A 21,188-nucleotide genomic window follows, 5' to 3' on the forward strand; every position below is an offset into this window, starting at 1 on the left:
CAAATGAGCGTAAAAAAAGAAAGAGTAGATGTACTATTAGTAGAGCGAGGACTTATAGAAACGCGTGAGAAGGCTAAACGTGCTGTTATGGCAGGTCTTGTATATGCGAATGAAATGAGACTCGATAAGCCAGGGGAGAAAATCTCGCAAGATACGGAGATTACGGTGAAAGGGCAAGTTATGCCGTATGTAAGCCGTGGTGGTTATAAGCTTGAAAAGGCATTAGAAACATTTCAACTTGATTTACAAGATAAAGTTATGATAGATATTGGTTCATCAACTGGTGGTTTTACAGACTGTGCGCTTCAAAATGGGGCGAAGTTATCCTACGCATTAGATGTAGGATATAATCAACTTGCGTGGAAATTGCGTCAAGATGAGCGTGTTGTTGTGATGGAACGAACGAACTTCCGTTACGTGACACCGGCAGATTTAGAGCGTGGTTTACCGCAGTTTGCAAGTATTGATGTTTCATTTATATCATTAAGGCTTATATTGCCGGTTTTAAAAACAATGCTTATGCCAAATGGTGATGTAGCTGCATTGATTAAACCTCAGTTTGAAGCTGGACGAGAACAAGTCGGGAAAAAAGGCATTGTTCGTGATAGAAAGGTACATGAAGCTGTCGTGGAAATGATTGTCGATTTTGCTCTTAAGGAAGGCTATAATGTCGAAGGTTTAACATTCTCACCAATTACGGGTGGAGATGGAAATATTGAATTTTTAATTCATCTAAAGTGGCACGGTGAGCGTGAGAATGGCGAAAATCATTCTCCAGTTTCTATTGAGCAAGTTGTTACAGAAGCGCATGATGTTCTAAAACAAAAAGGGAAAGGGGAATAACATATGTTGTTCCTCTTTTTGTTGTAATCCTATAATGATTGTTTTTATAATTGTAAAAACAATTGTGTACAAGTAACGGATTATACGTTAACATAAATAAATGAAGTATACCAATGTTTAAACTATGGTAAGAGATAGTGTGAGGTGCAAATGTATGAATAAAGGTCAGCGCCATATTAAAATCAGGGAAATTATTGCGAACAAAGAAATTGAAACACAAGATGAACTAGTTGATATTTTACGTAATGTGGGGTTTAATGTAACGCAAGCAACAGTATCGCGCGATATTAAAGAACTGCACTTAGTGAAGGTGCCGTTACATGATGGTCGCTATAAATATAGCTTGCCAGCAGATCAACGATTTAATCCGTTGCAAAAATTAAAACGAAATCTAGTGGATTCATTTGTAAAATTAGACACGGCAGGACATATGCTTGTGCTAAAAACATTGCCTGGTAACGCTCATTCACTTGGTGCACTTATTGATCATTTAGAGTGGGATGAGATCGTCGGAACCATTTGTGGTGATGATACTTGCTTAATTATTTGCCGTACACCTGAAGATACAGGTGTTGTCTCTGATCGTTTCTTAAATATGCTGTAACAGAAAAATCTTGTTTACTTTCCTCTGTAAAGTGGAAAGTAAACAAGATATTTTTATTGGCGAAAAATACGGATTTTCAAATACAATACAGTATTTTTTTTGAATGAAGTTAGAAAATAGGTGGATTGACCCGTAAAACGAATGTTTGGTACAATGGAGCGGGTTAGAAGAGTAATTTATACATACAAACATACAGTATAACTATTTGAATGAAGAATACTGAGAAAAGCCCTTAATAGGGGATTAGTTTATAACGAGGTGAATGGGGCATTGTTATCGGAATTATCGATCAGAAACTTTGCTATTATTGAGGCATTAAATATTTCTTTTCAAAAAGGTTTAACCGTTTTAAGTGGTGAAACAGGAGCTGGAAAATCTATTATTATTGATGCAATTAGTTTGCTTGTTGGTGGCCGTGGTTCAGCAGAATTTGTTCGATATGGAACAGAAAAGGCTGAGATAGAAGGATTATTCTATGTAGAAGATGACAAGCATCCATGTATCGCAAAGGCAGAAGAGTTAGATATAGAAATAGAAGATGGCATGATTATTTTGAAGCGTGACATCGCTGCGAACGGAAAAAGTGTCTGTCGTGTAAATGGGAAACTTGTTACACTCAGCATATTAAAAGAGATTGGAAAAACGCTAGTTGATATTCATGGGCAGCATGAAACACAAGATTTAATGAATGAAGAGCGTCATATGTTTATGCTTGATCATTTTGATGGAAATCGCATTGTTAAACAATTGAACATATATCAAAATGTATATACAGACTATGAGAAGTTAAAAAAACAGCTGAAATCTTTAAGTGAAAATGAACAACAAATGGCCCATCGTCTAGATTTAATTCAATTCCAACATGAAGAAATTCGTAAGGCAGATTTAAAAATGGATGAAGAATATGAATTGACTGAGGAACGATTAAAAATCTCCAATTTTGAAAAGATTTATAAAGCATTAGGAGATGCGTATCGTTCGTTAAGTGGAGACGGACAGGGATTAGATCACGTAAGAAATGCAATGGGACAAATGGAGAGTATTACGCACTTAGATGAAGCGTATCAAGAAAATCATGATTCAATTGCAAATAGTTATTACTTATTAGAAGAAGTTGCATACCAGCTTAGAGAAAAGTTAGATATGATGGAATATGATCCGAAACGTCTAGATGAAATTGAAACACGTTTGAATGAAATCCGTATGTTAAAGAGAAAGTATGGAAATACTGTAGAAGAGATTTTAGCGTATGCTGATAAAATCGAACAAGAAATTTTTACGATTGAAAATAAAGACGTACATATTGAAACGACGAGAAAGCAATTAACGAAATTAGAAGGTGTTATTGTAAAAGAAGCAACGTTGTTAAGTACTATGCGTCATGAGCTTGCAGATCATCTTACAAGCGCTATTCATAAAGAATTAAAAGAACTATATATGGAAAAAACGAAATTTGAAGTGAGAATTATGAAGAGGGTAGGAAATGTAGAAGAACCCCTCGTGGAAGGAACACCGGTAAAACTTACGGCGGATGGCTACGATCATGTGGAATTTTATATTTCAACGAATCCGGGTGAACCGTTAAAGCCACTTTCAAAGGTCGCTTCTGGCGGAGAGTTATCTCGTATTATTTTAGCTTTAAAAAGCATTTTTTCTAAGCATCAAGGTGTTGCATCTGTTATTTTTGATGAAGTGGATACGGGTGTGAGTGGTCGGGTTGCACAGGCTATTGCGGAAAAAATTTATCGTGTATCAGTAAACTCGCAAGTACTTTGTATTACGCACTTACCTCAAGTAGCTTCAATGGCGGACTCGCATTTATTTATTAGAAAACAAGTGGCTAATGATCGGACGATTACATCGGTTACTGTGTTAAGTACGGATGAAAAAGTAACAGAAATTGCTCGAATGATTTCTGGTGTTGAAATTACAGATTTAACGACAGAGCATGCGAAAGAGCTACTTACGCAAGCGCATCATTTCAAACAGACAGCAGAGGCTATCCAGTAATGGATAGCTTTTTTTCTCAAATGACGATTTCTTAATTCTTCCGGTTATAAATAAAGCACTGCAAGGAGAGATTAAAAAGTGAAGCCAAGAGGCTGAATGTGGGGTAGGAGCGAGGAGAGTGAACAAATTGAAATTAGAAAGATTTCGAAAAATAATAGGTCTTTGTCTCCTTGTTTCTCTAGTTTTTATTGGATGTTTTAAACCGCTTCGAACGTTTATTTCATCGCCGAAGCAACTTGTTGTTTTTGAAGGACAACAATCAGAAATAGCATCATTACCAGTTTTTAAGGCTGCATCTACAAATCGTAATGTATTTACTGTAAGTTCAAATGAACAAGAACTTATGGTAAATTCTCACCAAAATGGTGAAGCTGATATGGTGTTTCAACTTGCTGGTTTTCCAGTGAAAAAAGTAAATGTGAAAGTATTAAAAGATTTTAAAGTTATTCCAGGTGGACAATCAATTGGTGTAAAATTGAACACAAAAGGTGTACTTGTTGTAGGCCATCATTTAATTCAAACTGAAAAGGGTAAAGTATCTCCTGGTGAAACAGCTGGTGTACAGATTGGAGATATGATTACTGAAATCAATGGTAAAACAATTGAAAGAATGAGTGATGTAGCACCATTTATTCATAATAGTGGAGAAACAGGTGAACCGCTTAATCTTGTTTTATTAAGAGATGGAAAATATATTCGTGCTAAGCTAACACCACAAAAAGACAATGGTGAATCCTCTTACCGAATTGGACTGTATATTCGTGATTCAGCAGCTGGTATCGGAACGATGACATTTGTACATCCAGATTCTATGAAATATGGAGCGCTTGGTCATGTAATTTCCGATAATGATACAAAAAAGCCAATTCAAGTAGAAGATGGACAAATTATGCGTTCGACAGTAACGTCTATTGAAAGAGGAAGTCACGGGAACCCGGGAGAAAAATTAGCAAGATTTTCACCGGATCGTGAAGTGATTGGTAATATTACAATAAATAGCCCGTATGGTATTTTTGGGAAATTAAACACAAATATGACAAACGGCATAATGGATAAAGCAATGCCTATCGCCTTATCCCATCAAGTAAAAGAAGGGCCAGCGAAAATATTAACAGTTATTGATCAAGATAAGGTGGAAGCGTTTGATATTGAAGTTGTTAGTACGGTACCACAAAAGTTCCCGGCAACAAAAGGTATGGTTATAAAAGTGACAGATAAACGTTTACTAGCAAAAACGGGTGGTATTGTACAAGGAATGAGTGGAAGTCCGATTGTACAAAATGGGAAAGTAATTGGTGCGGTTACACATGTATTTATAAATGATCCAACGTCAGGATACGGTGTTCATATTGAATGGATGTTACATGAGGCTGGAATTAATATTTATGATCAAGAGAAAAAAGCGAGCTAATACATATTAGCTCGCTTTTCTTTTGAAAAATTCGTTGAAATTTTGTAAAAGCTCCGCAAGAGCTGTTTTTTGTTGTAAGATATAAGCAAAGGGTTGAACGTTTCGCTGTAATTCTATGATGGAATGTGTTGCGAAAGTAAAAAAATGAACGATAAACATATTTTTTTGTGATTTTATCGGAAAGTAAGAAACTTTAAAGGGAATTTTCACACAATTGTCGAACAATTCATGTAGCCTAGAAGCTTACACATGTCGGAAGAATCGATTCGGTAAGGGAGGAAAAACTGTGGAGAAAATTAAAGTATGTCTTGTGGATGATAATAAAGAATTGGTATCGATGCTAGAGAGTTATGTTGCTGCCCAAGATGATATGGAAGTTATCGGAACTGCTTACAATGGTCAAGAATGTTTAAACTTATTGAAAGAAAAGCAGCCGGATATACTCGTTTTAGACATTATTATGCCACATCTAGATGGTCTAGCTGTGCTAGAGAAAATGCGACATATTGAAAGGTTAAGACAACCTAGCGTTATTATGTTGACAGCATTCGGACAAGAAGATGTGACGAAAAAAGCGGTTGATTTAGGGGCATCATATTTCATATTAAAACCATTTGATATGGAGAATTTAACAAGTCATATTCGTCAAGTTAGTGGTAAGGAAAGTGCTACTATTAAACGTCCATTACCATCTTTCCGATCAGCAACAACGATCGATGGAAAACCGAAAAACTTAGATGCGAGTATTACAAGTATCATTCATGAAATTGGTGTACCAGCTCATATTAAAGGGTACATGTACTTACGAGAAGCAATCTCTATGGTGTACAATGATATCGAATTACTAGGATCTATTACGAAAGTATTATATCCAGATATCGCAAAGAAATATAATACAACAGCAAGTCGTGTCGAGCGCGCAATCCGTCACGCAATTGAAGTAGCTTGGAGCCGTGGGAATATTGATTCTATTTCGTCCTTATTTGGTTATACTGTATCGATGTCCAAAGCAAAACCTACGAATTCCGAGTTCATCGCAATGGTTGCGGATAAGCTAAGACTTGAACATAAGGCTAGCTGAGATTAGTATATTCAAAATAAATTTTTTTATAAAAGATCAATGAGTTTAAAACACTCGTTGATCTTTTATTTTGTTGTTCCATGCATTCATAATTTTAGTGGGTAAGTTATCCGTGATATAATGGGTGATAATAAAAAGCCCTGCAAAACAGGACTATATTATTCTTCGTCTTTATTTTGTTTTTCTAATTCAACTAACTTTTGTATTAAAATATGCTGTGGCATATGCATAAGTTGTTCAAGTGGAACACCTAACGCTTTTGATAGGCGGACTGCAGTGTCTGGAGAAATTTGTAATGGTCTCATAGAAGTACCTCCTTTTTCGTATAGTATAGCATAAGATTGGGGGAGTGAGGATGACTCTTATATTTGCACATCGTGGTGCGGCGGGAACGTATCCGGAAAATACAATGATTTCATTTGAAGCAGCGGAGGCTTTCGGGGCAGACGGAATTGAACTCGATGTTCAATTAACGAAAGATGGAAAAGTTGTCGTCATTCATGATGAAACTGTGAATCGAACGACGAATGGAAAAGGTGCTGTTCGAAATTATTTATACGAAGATTTATGTAAGTTAGATGCAAGTTATAAATTTAGTGAAAAAGTAGGTTTTTGTAAAATCCCTCTTTTAGAAGAGGTACTGGAATGGCTTGGAAAAACGCAATTGCTACTTAATATTGAACTGAAAAATAATATAATTCCATATAGAGGCTTAGAGGAAGAAGTAATAACGCTTGTACGTAAGTTTAGTTTAGAGAATCGGACTATTTTTTCTTCCTTTAATCACTACAGTATGAAGAGGTGCCATATGATAGCTCCTGATATTCAAACAGCTATTTTGTATCGTGAAGGTTTGCATAGCCCGTGGGCATATGCAAAAAAGATGGGTGCTACTGCAGTTCATCCGAATTATCGTTATCTTCAAGATGCCATCGCTGAATTAACGATGGAAAGTGGTGTAGAGGTTCGTCCTTACACGATAAATGAAGAAACGCTTATGCGTAAATATTTTGATATGAACATATCGGCGATTATTACTGATTATCCTGAAACAGCAAGAACTTTATTACCGATAAAAAATGAGACCTAATATAATGGTCTCATTTTTTTATCGGTATGTGAAAACTTTGTTCTATCTTCTGAAGCGGGCTTGTACTTTATTTCTCTTACGATCTCTGTGTAAGACGAAGCCGCCGAAAATATAAAACCCGAGTGCAAAGCAAAGAGCGCCGATTAAAAATTGTAACCATAATATAGGGATTGGGGAGAATAAAATCCCAAATACAGTATCTCTCATTAGTTTAATACCAAGCACGGCTAATGAAATCGGGATGAGTGCTAATAATAGAGCGAGGTAACGCTGCATACATAACGCTCCTTTTCAGATTATTTTGTTTATTTTAATGATGTTATATGAAAAGGGGGTTTGTCAAGAGGTTGTTGAACGAGTAAGATAAGGATGTGAAAAATTTTGCAGAGATACTTCGAGAGGAAGTGTAATGTATGAAACAAAAAGTTTTAATTGTTGGAGCGGGTGAAGGTGGAAGTACACTGCTGAGTCTGTTACAAAATTCGAATATATTTCAAATTATAGGGATTATTGATAGTAATCCAATGGCGAAAGGACTACAAATTGCAAAGGAATATGGGATTCTGATTGGTGATAGTGTAACTCCGTTTCTTTCTATGCATATTGATGTAATGTTTGATATGACAGGTGATTATGATTTACATAAAGTTTTATTGGGAAGCAAGCATAAAGACACCCTTCTTATACCAGGGGATATTGCAAAAATTGTTACGAGACTAGCGCATGAGAAGGAAAGCTTAATTGGGAAGCTAGAAGAACAGACACAACAAGGGAATTTAATTTTAAATTCAACGCATGACGGTATGATTGTTATAGATCAAGAGGGACAAGTTCGTCTGTTTAATAAAAGTGCAGAGCGTATTATCGGATATAAGAAAGAAGAGGCGATAGGAAAATATATTTTAGAAGTTATTCCAACGAGTAAGTTGCTTCGTATTATACGCACGAAAAAAATAGAAGTGAATCATGAACTGACGTTAGAGAATGAAAATAAGATCATTACAACGCGTATCCCGATATTAAAAGAAGATGGAGAAGTTCAAGGCGCATTTGCGATTTTTAAAGACATTACAGAAGTTGTAGATTTAGCGGAAGAAGTTACAGATTTAAAAGAAATTCAAACGCTACTTGAGGCGATTATTAACTCATCTGAGGAAGCGATTTCGGTTGTTGATGAGAAAGGAAGAGGATTAGTTATAAACCCTGCTTATACGAAGTTAACGGGTTTAACCGAAGAGGATATTATAGGAAAGCCGGCTACAACTGATATTGTAGAAGGTGAAAGTATGCATATGAAAGTACTTCGGACGCGCCGAGCGGTACGAGGAATACATATGAAGATTGGGCAAAAGAAGCGGGATGTAATTGTAAATGTAGCACCAGTTATTGTTGATGGAATATTGAAAGGAAGCGTAGGGGTAATTCGCGATGTATCAGAAATTCAAAAGTTAACAAATGAATTGAATAGGGCAAGACAAATCATTCGAACGTTAGAAGCGAAATATTCATTTGATGATATTGTTGGCGATTCAGATGAAACGACGGCAGCTATTGAACAGGCAAAACTTGGAGCGAATACACCAGCCACAGTATTACTTAGAGGCGAATCTGGTACGGGGAAAGAGTTATTTGCGCACGCTATTCATAACAGTAGTAATCGAAAATACAATAAGTTTGTACGAGTAAACTGTGCTGCTATTTCTGAGACCTTATTAGAAAGTGAATTATTCGGTTATGAGGAAGGCGCGTTTTCTGGAGCGAAAAGAGGCGGGAAACGAGGATTCTTTGAAGAAGCGAATAATGGAAGTGTTTTTTTAGATGAAATCGGAGAGTTATCTGCAAATACGCAAGCGAAGCTCCTTCGTGTATTACAAGAAAAAGAAATTGTGAAAGTAGGGGGAACGAAAGCGATACCTATTAATGTTCGAGTGATTGCTGCGACGCATGTGAATTTAGAAAAAGCTATTTTAGAAGGGAAGTTCAGAGAGGACTTATATTATCGTTTAAATAAAATCCCGATTCAAATTCCTTCCCTTCGTCAGCGTAAAGGAGATATACCAGCGATTGCAGAAAGGTTAATTCAAAAAATTAATCAAGATTATGGTCGTAATGTAGAAGGACTCACCGATTCAGCCGTTTCGTATTTACAATCATATGAATGGACAGGAAATGTTAGGGAACTTGAAAATATTTTAGGACGAGCTATTATCTTTATGAATTATAACGAGATATATATTGATGTACATCATTTACCGCCTTTGCATAAAGAAGAACAAGTAGAGACGAAACAAAATAATTTATTACCTGAATTAGAAGAGAAGGCCCTTGAACACCTGGTGACAGAATTTGAGGGGAATATTATCCGTGAATATTTAGAGAAATTTGATGGGAACAAAACGAAGACTGCAAAAGCGTTAGGAATTTCAGTTCGAAACTTATATTACAAGCTAGAAAAGTACGACTGTGCAAAAAATAGCATGCAATAAATTGCGTACCGTGCAATTTATTGCATGGTATACAAAAAATGACAAAACGAGACAGAATATTTCGTTGTTTTCCAAAGTATTGATTTTACTGCGTTTTGAATGCGTTTTCATTATTGGTAGGACCACTTTCGGAAGTTGGCACGATATTTGCTTAATGAATAGACAAGGGACGACGGAAAGGGTTGATTACAAAATATGAAGTTAGAACACTTAATTGATCAAGCAGCAGGACAGCCTAAAAAAACTGTGGCTGTAGCAGTAGCTGAAGATCATGAAGTAATTGAAGCTGTAGCGAAAGCAATCCAATTACAGCTAGCTCAATTTCGTCTATATGGAAATCAAGAGAAAATAATAGGGATGCTACAAGAGCATGGGTTACAAACTTCAGAATATATTGAAGTGATTGCAGCAACGTCAAGTGCTGAGGCTGCAGAACTTTCTGTTAAAGCTGTAAAAAATGGCGAAGCAGATGTGCTAATGAAGGGGAACATCCCAACAGCAAATATTTTGAAAGCTGTATTAAATAAAGAGTGGGGACTTCGTAAGGGCAGCGTACTTTCACATGTTGCAGCGTTTGAAGTTCCAAATTACGATCGTCTTATTTTTGTTACAGACGCAGCGATGAACATTGCACCTGATGTAACACAAAAAGCTGCTATTATACAAAATACTGTAGAAGTTGCCCAGGCAATAGGAATTGATTTGCCAAAGGTAGCGCCAATTGCAGCGGTAGAGGTTGTTAATCCTGCGATGCAAGCGACAATTGATGCAGCGATGTTAACTCAAATGAATCGCCGCGGACAAATTAAAAATTGTGTCGTTGATGGACCACTTGCTTTAGATAATGCAGTATCACAAATTGCAGCAGAACATAAAGGCATAGTAAGTGATGTAGCAGGTAAGGCAGACATTTTACTCGTCCCAACGATTGAAGCTGGAAATGTGCTATATAAATCACTCGTTTATTTTGCAAATGCAAAGGTAGGAGCGATGATTGCTGGCGCTAAAGCACCGATTGTTTTAACATCACGTGCTGATTCAGCAGAAACAAAAGTATATTCATTAGCATTGGCAGTTGCGACTGCTTCAAAATAAACCAAATAGGGTAAAACAATTAGGGGGAAACGACAATGACATTAGAAATCTTCGAATACTTAGAAAAATATGATTATGAGCAAGTGGTATTTTGTCAAGATAAAGAATCTGGTTTAAAAGCAATCATTGCAATCCATGATACAACACTTGGACCAGCCCTTGGTGGAACAAGAATGTGGACATATGATTCTGAAGAAGCGGCGATTGAAGATGCATTGCGTCTTGCAAAAGGGATGACATACAAAAATGCAGCAGCTGGTTTAAACTTAGGTGGTGCAAAAACAGTAATTATCGGTGATCCACGTAAAGATAAAAGCGAAGCGATGTTCCGTGCATTAGGACGCTACATTCAAGGACTAAACGGACGATACATTACAGCTGAAGATGTTGGTACAACAGTAGATGATATGGATATTATCCATGAAGAAACTGATTTTGTAACAGGGATTTCACCATCATTCGGTTCTTCTGGTAACCCATCTCCAGTAACTGCATACGGTGTTTACCGTGGTATGAAAGCAGCTGCAAAAGAAGCATTTGGTACAGATAACCTAGAAGGAAGAGTAATTTCTATTCAAGGTGTTGGTAACGTAGCGTATCACCTATGCAAACATTTACACGCTGAAGGAGCAAAATTAATCGTTACAGATATTAATAAAGAAGCTGTACAACGTGCAGTAGAAGAATTCGGTGCAACAGCAGTTGAGCCAAATGAAATTTACGGTGTTGAATGTGATATTTACGCACCATGTGCATTAGGCGCAACAGTTAATGATGAAACTATTCCACAACTTAAAGCAAAAGTAATCGCAGGTTCTGCAAATAACCAATTAAAAGAAGATCGTCACGGTGACATCATTCATGAAATGGGTATTGTATACGCACCAGACTATGTTATTAATGCAGGTGGCGTAATTAACGTAGCAGACGAATTATATGGATACAATAGAGAACGTGCATTAAAACGTGTTGAGTCTATTTATGACACAATTGCAAAAGTAATCGAAATTTCAAAACGCGATGGCATAGCAACTTATGTAGCGGCAGATCGTCTAGCTGAAGAGCGCATTGCAAGCTTGAAAAACACTCGTAGCACATACTTACGCAACGGTCACGACATTATTAGCCGTCGCTAATCATTCATATACAACTTTTACGAAAGGTGTGGTTACCTCTTATGAGGTTTCCACTTCCTTTTAAATTTATTAGTGGAGGTAGCAACATTGTCCTTAAATCGAATTCTTGTTATTAATCCGGGTAGTACATCCACAAAAATTGGTGTTTTTGATAATGAAAGACCCGTTTTAGAAGAAACAATTCGTCATGATGAAGAACAAATCGGAAAATATAAGCGAATTATCGATCAATACGAGTTTCGAAAAGAAACAATTTTAGAAGTTTTACATTCCCACGGTATTAACATTTCAAAATTGAACGCTGTTTGTGGGCGTGGTGGATTACTTCGTCCAATCGAAGGTGGCACGTACACAGTAAACGATGCAATGTTAGAAGATTTAAAAAACGGATTTAGCGGTCATCACGCTTCAAATCTCGGAGGCATTCTAGCTTATGAAATCGCTTCTGGATTAAATATTCCTGCATTCATTGTGGATCCTGTCGTTGTAGATGAAATGGAACCGATTGCTCGTATTAGCGGTATTGCTGGTATGGAACGTAAAAGTATTTTCCACGCATTAAACCAAAAAGCGGTTGCTCGTAAAGTAGCAGATGAATTAAATCACAAATATGAGGATTTAAATTTATTAGTTACACATATGGGCGGTGGTATTACAGTTGGTGCTCATAAAAAAGGAAAAGTTATCGATGTTAATAATGGCTTAAACGGAGAAGGACCATTTAGTCCAGAGCGTGCTGGTACAGTACCAGTAGGACAATTAGTTGAAATGTGTTTCTCTGGTGAGTATTACCGAGACGAAATGGTTAAAAAACTTGTCGGACAAGGTGGACTTGTAAGTCTTATCGGTACAAACGATGCAATTAAAGTAGAACAGATGGTTGAAAAAGGTGATCCTAAAGCAACTCTTATTTATAAAGCAATGGCATATCAAGTTGCAAAAGAGATTGGCGGAGCTAGTGCTGTACTTCACGGGAAAATCGATGCAATCGTATTAACTGGTGGACTTGCGTACAGTAAAATTCTTGTCGATGAAATAAAAGAACGTGTTCACTGGATTGCAGATGTTATCGTACATCCAGGAGAAGATGAATTACAAGCGTTAGCAGAAGGAGCACTTCGTGTATTACGTGAAGAAGAAGCGCCGAAAGAGTATGTTGTACGAGAAAAACAAACAGTAGCTAGGGGTTGAGATAATGGCAAGAGAATATGATTTAGTCATCGTTGGCGGGGGTACTGGTGGATACGTTGCTGCTATTCGTGCATCACAACTAGGGTTAAAAACTGCACTTGTTGAAAAAGAAAATCTTGGTGGTACTTGTTTACACAAAGGGTGTATTCCTAGTAAAGCTCTTTTACGTAGTGCGGAAGTATACGCAACTGCTAAAAAAGGAGAAGAGTTCGGAGTTATTGCAAGTAATGTAGAACTAAACTTTGCTAAAGTACAAGAGCGTAAAGAGAAGATTGTAACGCAGCTTCATAAAGGCGTTCAGCATTTAATGAAACAAGGTAAAATTGATGTGTTTGAAGGTATTGGCCGTATTCTTGGCCCATCTATTTTCTCTCCAATGCCAGGTACAATCTCAGTTGAACTTGCAAGTGGAGAAGAGAATGAAATGTTAATTCCAAAAAATGTACTTGTTGCAACAGGCTCTCGTCCAAATTCATTACCAGGATTAGAGTTAGACGGAGAGTATGTAATGTCTTCGGATCATGCCCTAAAAATGGAAACGCTTCCTAGTTCGATCATTATCGTTGGTGGCGGTGTAATCGGTATTGAGTGGGCATCTATGCTTGCCGACTTCGGTGTAGAAGTTACAGTATTAGAGTATGCGAAAAACATATTACCACTAGAGGATAATGACGTTTCAAAAGAAATGCAGCGTTTATTCAAGAAAAAAGGTATTAAAGTGGTAACTGGTGCAAAAGTATTACCAGAAACATTGGTAAAAGATAATGGAGTAACAATTCAAGCTGAACATAACGGTGAGAATAAAGCATTTAAAGCAGAAAAAATGCTTGTATCTGTAGGAAGACAAGCGAATACGCAAAATATGGGCTTAGAGAACACAGATATTGTTGTGGAAAAAGGATACATTCAAACAAATGAGTTTTATCAAACGAAGGAATCTCATATTTACGCAATTGGAGATGTAATCGGTGGCCTACAACTTGCTCACGTTGCTTCGCATGAAGGAATTGTTGCTGTAGAACATATTGCTGGTAAAGAAGTTACACCAATTGATTATTCTATGGTATCGAAATGCGTATATAGCAGTCCAGAAGTTGCTTCTGTCGGTTTGACAGAACGAGAAGCAAAAGAAAAAGGCTATAAGTTAAAAGTAGGTAAATTCTCATTCCGTGCAATCGGAAAGGCACTTGTATACGGAGAATCAGATGGATTTGTAAAACTTGTAGTTGATGAAGAAACAAATGACATTCTTGGTGTTCATATGATTGGACCACATGTAACAGATATGATTTCTGAAGCTGGTCTTGCAAGAGTACTTGATGCAACACCTTGGGAAGTAGCACATACAATTCATCCGCATCCATCATTATCTGAGGCGATTGGTGAAGCAGCACTAGCTGTAGATGGAAAAGCGTTACACGCATAAAAATGTGGATTTAGGAGGTTATGAAAAATGGCAGAAGTAAAAGAAAAGCGCCATGAAGAGCTTGGCTTAAGTGATGAGCAAGTATTAGAAATGTTCCGTACGATGTTACTTGCACGTAAAATTGACGAACGTATGTGGTTATTAAACCGTGCAGGTAAAATTCCATTCGTAATTTCTTGTCAAGGACAAGAGGCTGCACAAGTTGGAGCGGCGTTCGCTCTTGATAGAGAGAAAGATTATGCATTACCATACTACCGTGATATGGGTGTTGTACTAGCGTTTGGTATGACAGCTAAAGAGCTTATGTTGTCTGCTTTCGCGAAAGCTGGAGATCCAAACTCTGGTGGTCGTCAAATGCCTGGTCACTTCGGTCAAAAGAAAAACCGTATTGTGACAGGATCATCTCCAGTAACAACACAAGTACCACATGCAGTTGGTATTGCACTAGCTGGAAAAATGGAGAAGAAAGATTTAGTAACGTTTGTTACATTCGGAGAAGGTTCTTCAAACCAAGGTGACTTCCATGAAGGTGCAAACTTTGCTGGTGTACACAAACTACCTGTTATTTTTATGTGTGAAAATAACAAATATGCAATCTCTATTCCGGTTGAAAAACAATTAGCATGTAAAAACGTATCAGATCGTGCAATTGGTTACGGTATGCCTGGATATACAATAGACGGAAACGATCCACTTGCAGTATACAAAGCTGTAAAAGAAGCAGCAGACCGCGGCCGTCGTGGTGAAGGCCCGACTTTAATTGAAACAGTATCATATCGTTTAACAGCACATTCTAGTGACGACGATGATCGTGTTTATCGTGATAAAGAAGAAGTAGAAGAAGCAAAGAAAAAAGATTCAATTATAACATTTGCAGCTTATTTAAAAGAAGCTGGCGTGTTAACTGAGGAATTTGAAAAACAAATGTTAGATGAAATTATGCATATCGTAAATGAAGCAACAGAATATGCAGAAAATGCTCCGTATGCAGCACCTGAAGATGCATTGAAGCACGTATACGCAGAATAGGGGGGAACGTTTCATGGCTGTAATGTCTTATATTGATGCTATTACATTAGCAATGCGCGAAGAAATGGAACGCGATGAGAAAGTATTCGTTTTAGGAGAAGATGTTGGTAAAAAAGGTGGCGTGTTTAAAGCGACACACGGTTTATATGATCAATTTGGTGAAGATCGTGCGCTTGATGCACCGCTTGCAGAATCTGCAATCGCTGGGGTAGCAATTGGTGCGGCAATGTATGGTATGCGTCCAATCGCTGAAATGCAGTTTGCTGATTTCATCATGCCAGCAGTAAACCAAATTGTTTCTGAGGCAGCAAAAATTCGTTATCGTTCTAACAACGATTGGACTTGTCCAGTTACAATTCGTGCGCCATTTGGTGGCGGTGTTCACGGTGCATTGTATCATTCACAATCTGTAGAAGCGATGTTTGCAAACCAACCAGGTTTAAAAATTGTTATCCCTTCTACACCATATGATGCAAAAGGCTTATTAAAAGCAGCAATCCGTGATGAAGATCCAGTATTATTCTTCGAACATAAACGTGCATATCGCTTAATTAAAGGTGAAGTGCCAGAAGATGACTATGTATTACCAATCGGAAAAGCAGATGTAAAACGTGAAGGTGATGATATTACTGTTATCACGTACGGATTATGTGTTCACTTTGCTCTTCAAGCAGCTGAGAAATTAGCGCAAGATGGTATCTCTGCACACATTCTTGATTTACGTACTGTGTATCCATTAGATAAAGAAGCAATCATTGAAGCTGCTTCAAAAACTGGTAAAGTTCTTCTTGTAACAGAAGACAATAAAGAAGGAAGTATTATGAGTGAAGTGGCAGCTATTATCGCTGAAAATTGCCTGTTTGATTTAGATGCACCAATTGCCCGTCTTGCAGGTCCAGACGTTCCAGCAATGCCATATGCACCAACAATGGAAAAATTCTTTATGGTAAATCCAGATAAAGTTGAAAAAGCAATGCGTGAACTTGCGGAATTTTAATCGGGGGGACTATACATGGCTGTAGAAAATATTACAATGCCTCAGCTCGGAGAGAGCGTTACAGAGGGTACAATTAGCAAATGGCTCGTTAATGTTGGCGATCACGTAAATAAATATGATCCGCTTGCAGAAGTAATGACTGATAAAGTAAATGCAGAAGTACCATCTTCTTTCACTGGTATTGTGAAAGAGTTAATCGCTGGTGAAGGTGATACGTTAGCTGTAGGTGAGGTTGTTTGTGTCATTCAAGTAGAAGGCGCAGATGAAGTAGCTGCAACAGCTGTAGAGGAAAAAACGAAAGAAGAACCAAAGGCAGAAGCAACTACGCCTGAGAAAGCACCGAAAGCGAAACAACCAACTGATGGAAAACCACGTTTTTCACCAGCTGTGTTAAAACTTGCGAGTGAGCATAATGTTGATTTAGATCTAGTAGAAGGTACAGGATCAAATGGTCGTATTACTCGTAAAGATATTTTAAAGCTAGTGGAATCTGGAAATATTCCGCAAGCAGGTGCGAAGAAAGAGGAAGTTGTTGCAGTAGCAGAGCGTCCAGAAGCACCAAAATCAGCGGCAGTAGCACCGGTAGCGCAAAAAGTAGAAGCTGCAAAACCAGTTTCTGTGCCGACAATGCCTGGAGATATCGAGATTCCGGTAACAGGTGTACGAAAAGCAATTGCAGCAAATATGTTACGCAGTAAACACGAGGCACCTCATGCTTGGATGATGATTGAAGTAGATGTGACAAACCTTGTGTCATACCGTAACTCAATTAAAGGCGATTTCAAAAAGCGTGAAGGCTTTAACTTAACGTTCTTTGCTTTCTTCGTAAAAGCAGTAGCACAAGCGTTAAAAGAATATCCTCAAATTAACTCAATGTGGGCTGGCGATAAAATCGTTCAGAAGAAAGACATTAATCTTTCTATCGCTGTTGCAACAGAGGAAGAACTATTTGTACCAGTAATTAAGCAAGCGGACGAAAAAACAATTAAAGGTATCGCTCGCGAAATTACAGAACTTGCAGGAAAAGTACGCACGAAATCATTAAAAGCTGATGAAATGCAAGGCGGAACATTTACAATTAATAACACAGGATCATTCGGTTCTGTTCAATCTATGGGTATTATTAATTACCCACAAGCGGCTATTTTACAAGTTGAATCAATTGTAAAACGCCCAGTAATTATGGATAATGGTATGTTCGGTGCTCGTGACATGGTTAACTTATGTTTATCACTTGATCACCGTGTACTTGATGGTTTAATTTGTGGTAAATTCTTAGGACGTGTAAAAGAAATTTTAGAAAACGTGTCAGAGAACAATACATCTGTATATTAATAAAAAGCTCGCATTTGCGAGCTTTTTATCATTTCATTTCTTCATTTGTATCCTACTATATGTACAAACCTTTCCCAGTAATCTTACAATGAATGATCATGTATTAGGAATTTGCGAAAATACATTGCTGATATATGGTATATAGATATAAAATAAGAAAAGAATAATTTTTTTGGCAAATCTTACTGACGAAACTGTAGTATAATATATTGTATTGTATGAAAAAGAGAGTTATTCTATATAAGTGTTTTATAGATAATGTGTAATCAGTCGTCAAAACATAAAGAGTATTGACTCCTGGTTTTTTTATTTTGCCGTAACAATGTTTCAGGAGGATGTCATGAAAAGAAGTACCGATTTTCTAAAAAGTTTAGATGTAAAACTAATTTTAATTTTGTTTGCATTTTGTGTTACGAGTATAGCCGCAATATATAGCAGTCAGCAAACCGGACAGTATGGAGATGCAAACTTTGCTTTGAAACAAGGTGTTAACTACGTAATTGGGGTTGTATTGTTACTTCTTGTTGCAAGCATTGACTTAGACCAATGGCAAAAGTTGTCTTGGCCACTTTATATCGCTGGGTTTGGTTCACTTATTCTTTTGAAAATACTGCCGGTTTCCAGTTTCACACCTGAAAAATTAGGTGCAAAAAGATGGTTTGTTTTTCCAGTAGCTGGACAAATTCAGCCATCGGAGTTTTTCAAAATTTCATTGCTTCTCATAATAGCCACTTTAGCAGTGAAACATAATGCTCAATATATGGCGCGGACATTCCAGACTGATTTGAAATTAGTCGGAAAGATAATGTTAGTATCTCTTCCACCTATGGCCGTTGTATATAGCCAACCAGATACAGGTATGGTGTTCTTATATGCAGCAGCTATCGCATGTATTTTATTTATGTCAGGAATTCAAAAGAAATTAATTGCGTTATGTACAGTCATTCCGGTGACAATATTGTCTACATTAATATTTATATTTTTAAAATACCCAGACTTCTTTTTTAATAAACTGGTTACTTTACTAAAACCTCACCAACAATCACGTATTTTAGGTTGGTTAGATCCATTTGATAATGTAGATCAAGGCTATCAAACACAGCAATCGATTTTAGCTGTAGGTAGTGGAGGTATGGAAGGGAAAGGATTCGGTGAAGGGAACGTCTATATTCCAGAGAAACACACTGACTTTATTTTCGCTACAATTGCCGAAGAAGGTGGATTTATAGTAGCAGCGCTAGTTGTGTTCTTGTTCCTATTACTACTATATCGAACAATTATTATCGGTTATTCTGCTGATAATTTATTTGGTACATTATTATGTGCTGGATCAATAGGAATACTAACGGTTCAAATATTCCAAAATATTGGTATGATCGTTGGATTAATGCCTGTAAAAGGTATCGCATTACCTTTCTTATCATATGGGGGAAGTTCCTTATTCTCGAATATGATTATGATGGGGCTCATATTATCGGTACGGAAAACGTATAAAAAATATATGTTTTCAGTTAAGTAAAAAAAGCTGGTTCGTTTAAAAACGAATCAGCTTTTTTTACATATATGCCCTTAAACGTTGCAAACTAAGACAGAATTGTAGTTTGCGACGTTTAAGGAGTGCAAAGTTATGGATATTTTTGAAGGAGCACGGCATCTTTCTAATGGCGAATGGGTTATCCGAGCGATTATAGCTTATATATTTTTAATTCTTGTTGCGAAAGCGATGGGGCAAAGGTCTATTGCGCAACTAAGATTTTTAGACGTCGTATTAGTGCTATTGTTAGGGGGAAACATTTCTAATGCACTATCTGATGAAAAAGTTGGGTTACTTGGTTCCATGATTACAACCTTTATACTAGTTGTACTTCATATTGTAAGCTCAGTTTTAATGTTGAAATGGGATAGGTGGAGACGTTTTTTAGAGCCTGCACCTATTATTCTTATACATAATGGTTCCATTGATTTTAGTAATTTAAAAAAAGCAAGAATTACGGTGGAATATTTATTTTCGGAGCTTCGTTTGCAAAATGTGAGCGATATTGCCACAATTAAATTGGCATTGTGGGAAGCAAGCGGTGTTGTTTCTGTATTTCAGTATCCAGAATATGAAACAGTTTCTCGTCTTGATCTTAAAGTGGCGGGGAGAAAATCTCCAGTTGCTTTTATTTTAGTGAAGGATGGTAGAATTCAGCAAGATGTTCTCGCTTTATTAGGAAAAACGGAAGAGTGGGCGAAAGAATTTTTAGAGAAGGGTACGGAAATCGAATCCATTATGTTAGCTACGGTAGATGAAGCATATAAAATAAATATTTTGTTAAAAAAATGAAAAACATACGCATTTTGTCGTTTCATACATATGATACAATAGTGTCGACAACAAAAAGGGAGGTGTTTCCATGGGATATGTAGAGGAATTAAGAAAAGTAGTTGGTCATCGCCCTTTAATCTTAGTTGGTGCTGTTGTACTCGTTATAAATGAAAGTGGATATGTATTATTACAGCAAAGAACAGAGCCGTACGGAAAATGGGGGCTGCCTGGCGGGCTAATGGAGCTTGGTGAATCACCAGAAGAAACAGCTTACCGTGAAGTATATGAAGAGACAGGAATAGAAGTAAAGAACCTCCGATTAATCAATGTATTTTCTGGAGCGAACTATTTTACAAAATTAACAAACGGTGATGAGTTTCAATCCGTAACGACAGCCTATTATACCGATCAATATGAAGGGAATTTTGTTATGAATAAAGAAGAAGCGGTTCAGCTTAAATTCTTCCCGGTAACAGAGCTACCTGATTATATTGTAGGATCGCATAAAAAAATGATTGTGGAATATATGAAAATTATGGAAAAATAAGATATAATAGTAGTGAAAGAAATACAAAAACACTGATCTGGTTGGTAGTCCAGACGCATGATTTCATGTCAGTAACCTTCCCCTCCGGGATGTCCAGTATTTCTAATTTTTTAGGGGGGGCTGTCAATGGAGTTGACAGTATATTATGATGGTCAATTTTTTGCAGGAATTATTACGCACAAAGAAAAAGGAAAGTTGTATGGAGCAAGGTATATTTTTGGAACGGAACCATCAGATGAAGAAGTATTTATATTTGTAAATGGTCCAATGTTAGCGCATTTCCAGCACTTTGCAAGATGTGGTGTGGAATTTAAAGAAAAGCAGCGTCCGAAAAATATAAAGCGTATCATACGGCAAGCCGCAAAAGAAGTAAATATAAAACGTTGTACAAAGGCGCAAGAGGCAATTAGTTTATCCTATGAGTTGCATAAACAAGAAAAGAAAGTGCAATCCAAAGTGAAGCGAGAGGCAGAAAAGAAGCGAAAACGTTTTATAAAAGTACAAAAGGCAAAGCAAAAACATCGAGGTCATTAAGAAAAGGTGTTAGAGCAAGAGCTCTAACACCTTTTCTATGCTGAAATACAAGTAAACTTACTTGT

At 37.1% G+C, this 21,188-nt stretch carries 20 protein-coding genes; 18 read left to right on the forward strand and 2 right to left on the reverse strand.

Annotation, left to right across the window (positions count from 1 at the left end; translation table 11 throughout):
- Positions 1-3 precede the first annotated feature (3 nt).
- The 5 genes from CQZ94_RS05350 (at position 4) to spo0A (ending at position 5,949) form a co-directional block, all read left to right on the forward strand.
- The gene (locus CQZ94_RS05350) at positions 4-843 is read left to right on the forward strand and encodes a TlyA family RNA methyltransferase (protein WP_105584553.1); all 840 of its coding nucleotides are present in this window, start codon (positions 4-6) and stop codon (positions 841-843) included.
- Positions 844-997: 154 nt separating this feature from the next.
- A complete protein-coding gene (argR, locus tag CQZ94_RS05355) occupies positions 998-1,447 on the forward strand; it encodes an arginine repressor ArgR (protein ID WP_002015076.1) in 450 nt (149 codons plus the stop codon).
- A 270-nt stretch (positions 1,448-1,717) separates the two neighbouring features.
- Positions 1,718-3,457, forward strand: a complete 1,740-nt coding sequence (recN, locus tag CQZ94_RS05360) for a DNA repair protein RecN (protein ID WP_105584554.1) — start codon at positions 1,718-1,720, stop codon at positions 3,455-3,457.
- A 118-nt stretch (positions 3,458-3,575) separates the two neighbouring features.
- Positions 3,576-4,868, forward strand: a complete 1,293-nt coding sequence (gene spoIVB / locus CQZ94_RS05365; RefSeq protein WP_105584555.1) for a SpoIVB peptidase — start codon at positions 3,576-3,578, stop codon at positions 4,866-4,868.
- A 286-nt stretch (positions 4,869-5,154) separates the two neighbouring features.
- Positions 5,155-5,949, forward strand: a complete 795-nt coding sequence (gene spo0A, locus CQZ94_RS05375; protein WP_105584556.1) for a sporulation transcription factor Spo0A — start codon at positions 5,155-5,157, stop codon at positions 5,947-5,949.
- Between the two features lie 158 nt (positions 5,950-6,107).
- Here the strand turns inward: spo0A and CQZ94_RS05380 are convergent, their stop codons facing one another.
- Positions 6,108-6,254 (reverse strand): YycC family protein, encoded by a 147-nt coding sequence (locus tag CQZ94_RS05380; protein WP_001247671.1) that lies wholly within the window; start codon positions 6,252-6,254, stop codon positions 6,108-6,110.
- Positions 6,255-6,304: 50 nt separating this feature from the next.
- On the opposite strand from CQZ94_RS05380, the gene CQZ94_RS05385 reads away from it, so the two are divergent.
- Positions 6,305-7,039, forward strand: a complete 735-nt coding sequence (locus CQZ94_RS05385) for a glycerophosphodiester phosphodiesterase (RefSeq protein ID WP_105584557.1) — start codon at positions 6,305-6,307, stop codon at positions 7,037-7,039.
- Between the two features lie 42 nt (positions 7,040-7,081).
- Here the strand turns inward: CQZ94_RS05385 and CQZ94_RS05390 are convergent, their stop codons facing one another.
- On the reverse strand, positions 7,082-7,315 hold the full coding sequence (locus CQZ94_RS05390) for a DUF2627 domain-containing protein (RefSeq protein ID WP_001190193.1): 234 nt from the start codon (positions 7,313-7,315) through the stop codon (positions 7,082-7,084).
- A gap of 137 nt (positions 7,316-7,452) precedes the next feature.
- Between CQZ94_RS05390 and CQZ94_RS05395 the strand changes: the two genes are divergently transcribed.
- From CQZ94_RS05395 to CQZ94_RS05460, 12 genes are all read left to right on the forward strand, one after another.
- The gene (locus CQZ94_RS05395) at positions 7,453-9,525 is read left to right on the forward strand and encodes a sigma-54 interaction domain-containing protein (RefSeq protein WP_105584558.1); all 2,073 of its coding nucleotides are present in this window, start codon (positions 7,453-7,455) and stop codon (positions 9,523-9,525) included.
- 195 nt (positions 9,526-9,720) lie between these two features.
- Complete coding sequence (gene yqiS / locus CQZ94_RS05405) at positions 9,721-10,620, forward strand: phosphate butyryltransferase (protein WP_105584560.1); 900 nt, start codon at positions 9,721-9,723, stop codon at positions 10,618-10,620.
- A 35-nt stretch (positions 10,621-10,655) separates the two neighbouring features.
- On the forward strand, positions 10,656-11,756 hold the full coding sequence (locus CQZ94_RS05410) for a leucine dehydrogenase (RefSeq protein WP_002145827.1): 1,101 nt from the start codon (positions 10,656-10,658) through the stop codon (positions 11,754-11,756).
- 87 nt (positions 11,757-11,843) lie between these two features.
- On the forward strand, positions 11,844-12,947 hold the full coding sequence (gene buk / locus CQZ94_RS05415) for a butyrate kinase (RefSeq protein ID WP_105584561.1): 1,104 nt from the start codon (positions 11,844-11,846) through the stop codon (positions 12,945-12,947).
- A gap of 4 nt (positions 12,948-12,951) precedes the next feature.
- On the forward strand, positions 12,952-14,373 hold the full coding sequence (gene lpdA / locus CQZ94_RS05420; RefSeq protein ID WP_105584562.1) for a dihydrolipoyl dehydrogenase: 1,422 nt from the start codon (positions 12,952-12,954) through the stop codon (positions 14,371-14,373).
- Between the two features lie 27 nt (positions 14,374-14,400).
- Positions 14,401-15,402, forward strand: coding sequence for a 3-methyl-2-oxobutanoate dehydrogenase subunit alpha (gene bfmBAA / locus CQZ94_RS05425; RefSeq protein ID WP_000852549.1), 1,002 nt, complete (start codon positions 14,401-14,403; stop codon positions 15,400-15,402).
- Positions 15,403-15,415: 13 nt separating this feature from the next.
- Positions 15,416-16,399 carry a 3-methyl-2-oxobutanoate dehydrogenase subunit beta gene (bfmBAB, locus tag CQZ94_RS05430; RefSeq protein WP_000290071.1) on the forward strand — a complete coding sequence of 328 codons (984 nt, stop codon included), beginning with the start codon at positions 15,416-15,418 and terminating at the stop codon, positions 16,397-16,399.
- 15 nt (positions 16,400-16,414) lie between these two features.
- Positions 16,415-17,734 (forward strand): dihydrolipoamide acetyltransferase family protein, encoded by a 1,320-nt coding sequence (locus CQZ94_RS05435; RefSeq protein ID WP_105584563.1) that lies wholly within the window; start codon positions 16,415-16,417, stop codon positions 17,732-17,734.
- 340 nt (positions 17,735-18,074) lie between these two features.
- Positions 18,075-19,253: an FtsW/RodA/SpoVE family cell cycle protein gene (locus tag CQZ94_RS05445; RefSeq protein ID WP_105584565.1), complete on the forward strand. Its 1,179-nt coding sequence runs from the start codon at positions 18,075-18,077 to the stop codon at positions 19,251-19,253.
- A gap of 108 nt (positions 19,254-19,361) precedes the next feature.
- Positions 19,362-20,060 carry a DUF421 domain-containing protein gene (locus tag CQZ94_RS05450; protein ID WP_105584566.1) on the forward strand — a complete coding sequence of 233 codons (699 nt, stop codon included), beginning with the start codon at positions 19,362-19,364 and terminating at the stop codon, positions 20,058-20,060.
- 70 nt (positions 20,061-20,130) lie between these two features.
- Positions 20,131-20,589: an NUDIX hydrolase gene (locus tag CQZ94_RS05455; RefSeq protein ID WP_105584567.1), complete on the forward strand. Its 459-nt coding sequence runs from the start codon at positions 20,131-20,133 to the stop codon at positions 20,587-20,589.
- A 126-nt stretch (positions 20,590-20,715) separates the two neighbouring features.
- Complete coding sequence (locus CQZ94_RS05460; RefSeq protein ID WP_105584568.1) at positions 20,716-21,123, forward strand: YjdF family protein; 408 nt, start codon at positions 20,716-20,718, stop codon at positions 21,121-21,123.
- Positions 21,124-21,188 lie beyond the last annotated feature (65 nt).

It is taken from the genome of Bacillus sp. MYb209, from assembly GCF_002975175.1.
Lineage (GTDB): Bacteria > Bacillota > Bacilli > Bacillales > Bacillaceae_G > Bacillus_A.

What these genes read in the sequence shown, in the direction of transcription:
- bfmBAA (WP_000852549.1), top strand. Translation starts at nt 14,401, where the DNA reads ATGGCAGAAGTAAAAGAAAAGCGCCATGAAGAGCTTGGCTTAAGTGAT.
- bfmBAB (WP_000290071.1), top strand. Translation starts at nt 15,416, where the DNA reads ATGGCTGTAATGTCTTATATTGATGCTATTACATTAGCAATGCGCGAA.
- CQZ94_RS05390 (WP_001190193.1), bottom strand. Translation starts at nt 7,315, where the DNA reads ATGCAGCGTTACCTCGCTCTATTATTAGCACTCATCCCGATTTCATTA.
- CQZ94_RS05410 (WP_002145827.1), top strand. Translation starts at nt 10,656, where the DNA reads ATGACATTAGAAATCTTCGAATACTTAGAAAAATATGATTATGAGCAA.
- CQZ94_RS05455 (WP_105584567.1), top strand. Translation starts at nt 20,131, where the DNA reads ATGGGATATGTAGAGGAATTAAGAAAAGTAGTTGGTCATCGCCCTTTA.
- CQZ94_RS05445 (WP_105584565.1), top strand. Translation starts at nt 18,075, where the DNA reads ATGAAAAGAAGTACCGATTTTCTAAAAAGTTTAGATGTAAAACTAATT.
- CQZ94_RS05460 (WP_105584568.1), top strand. Translation starts at nt 20,716, where the DNA reads ATGGAGTTGACAGTATATTATGATGGTCAATTTTTTGCAGGAATTATT.
- CQZ94_RS05380 (WP_001247671.1), bottom strand. Translation starts at nt 6,254, where the DNA reads ATGAGACCATTACAAATTTCTCCAGACACTGCAGTCCGCCTATCAAAA.
- lpdA (WP_105584562.1), top strand. Translation starts at nt 12,952, where the DNA reads ATGGCAAGAGAATATGATTTAGTCATCGTTGGCGGGGGTACTGGTGGA.
- CQZ94_RS05385 (WP_105584557.1), top strand. Translation starts at nt 6,305, where the DNA reads ATGACTCTTATATTTGCACATCGTGGTGCGGCGGGAACGTATCCGGAA.
- argR (WP_002015076.1), top strand. Translation starts at nt 998, where the DNA reads ATGAATAAAGGTCAGCGCCATATTAAAATCAGGGAAATTATTGCGAAC.
- yqiS (WP_105584560.1), top strand. Translation starts at nt 9,721, where the DNA reads ATGAAGTTAGAACACTTAATTGATCAAGCAGCAGGACAGCCTAAAAAA.
- CQZ94_RS05395 (WP_105584558.1), top strand. Translation starts at nt 7,453, where the DNA reads ATGAAACAAAAAGTTTTAATTGTTGGAGCGGGTGAAGGTGGAAGTACA.
- CQZ94_RS05450 (WP_105584566.1), top strand. Translation starts at nt 19,362, where the DNA reads ATGGATATTTTTGAAGGAGCACGGCATCTTTCTAATGGCGAATGGGTT.
- CQZ94_RS05350 (WP_105584553.1), top strand. Translation starts at nt 4, where the DNA reads ATGAGCGTAAAAAAAGAAAGAGTAGATGTACTATTAGTAGAGCGAGGA.
- CQZ94_RS05435 (WP_105584563.1), top strand. Translation starts at nt 16,415, where the DNA reads ATGGCTGTAGAAAATATTACAATGCCTCAGCTCGGAGAGAGCGTTACA.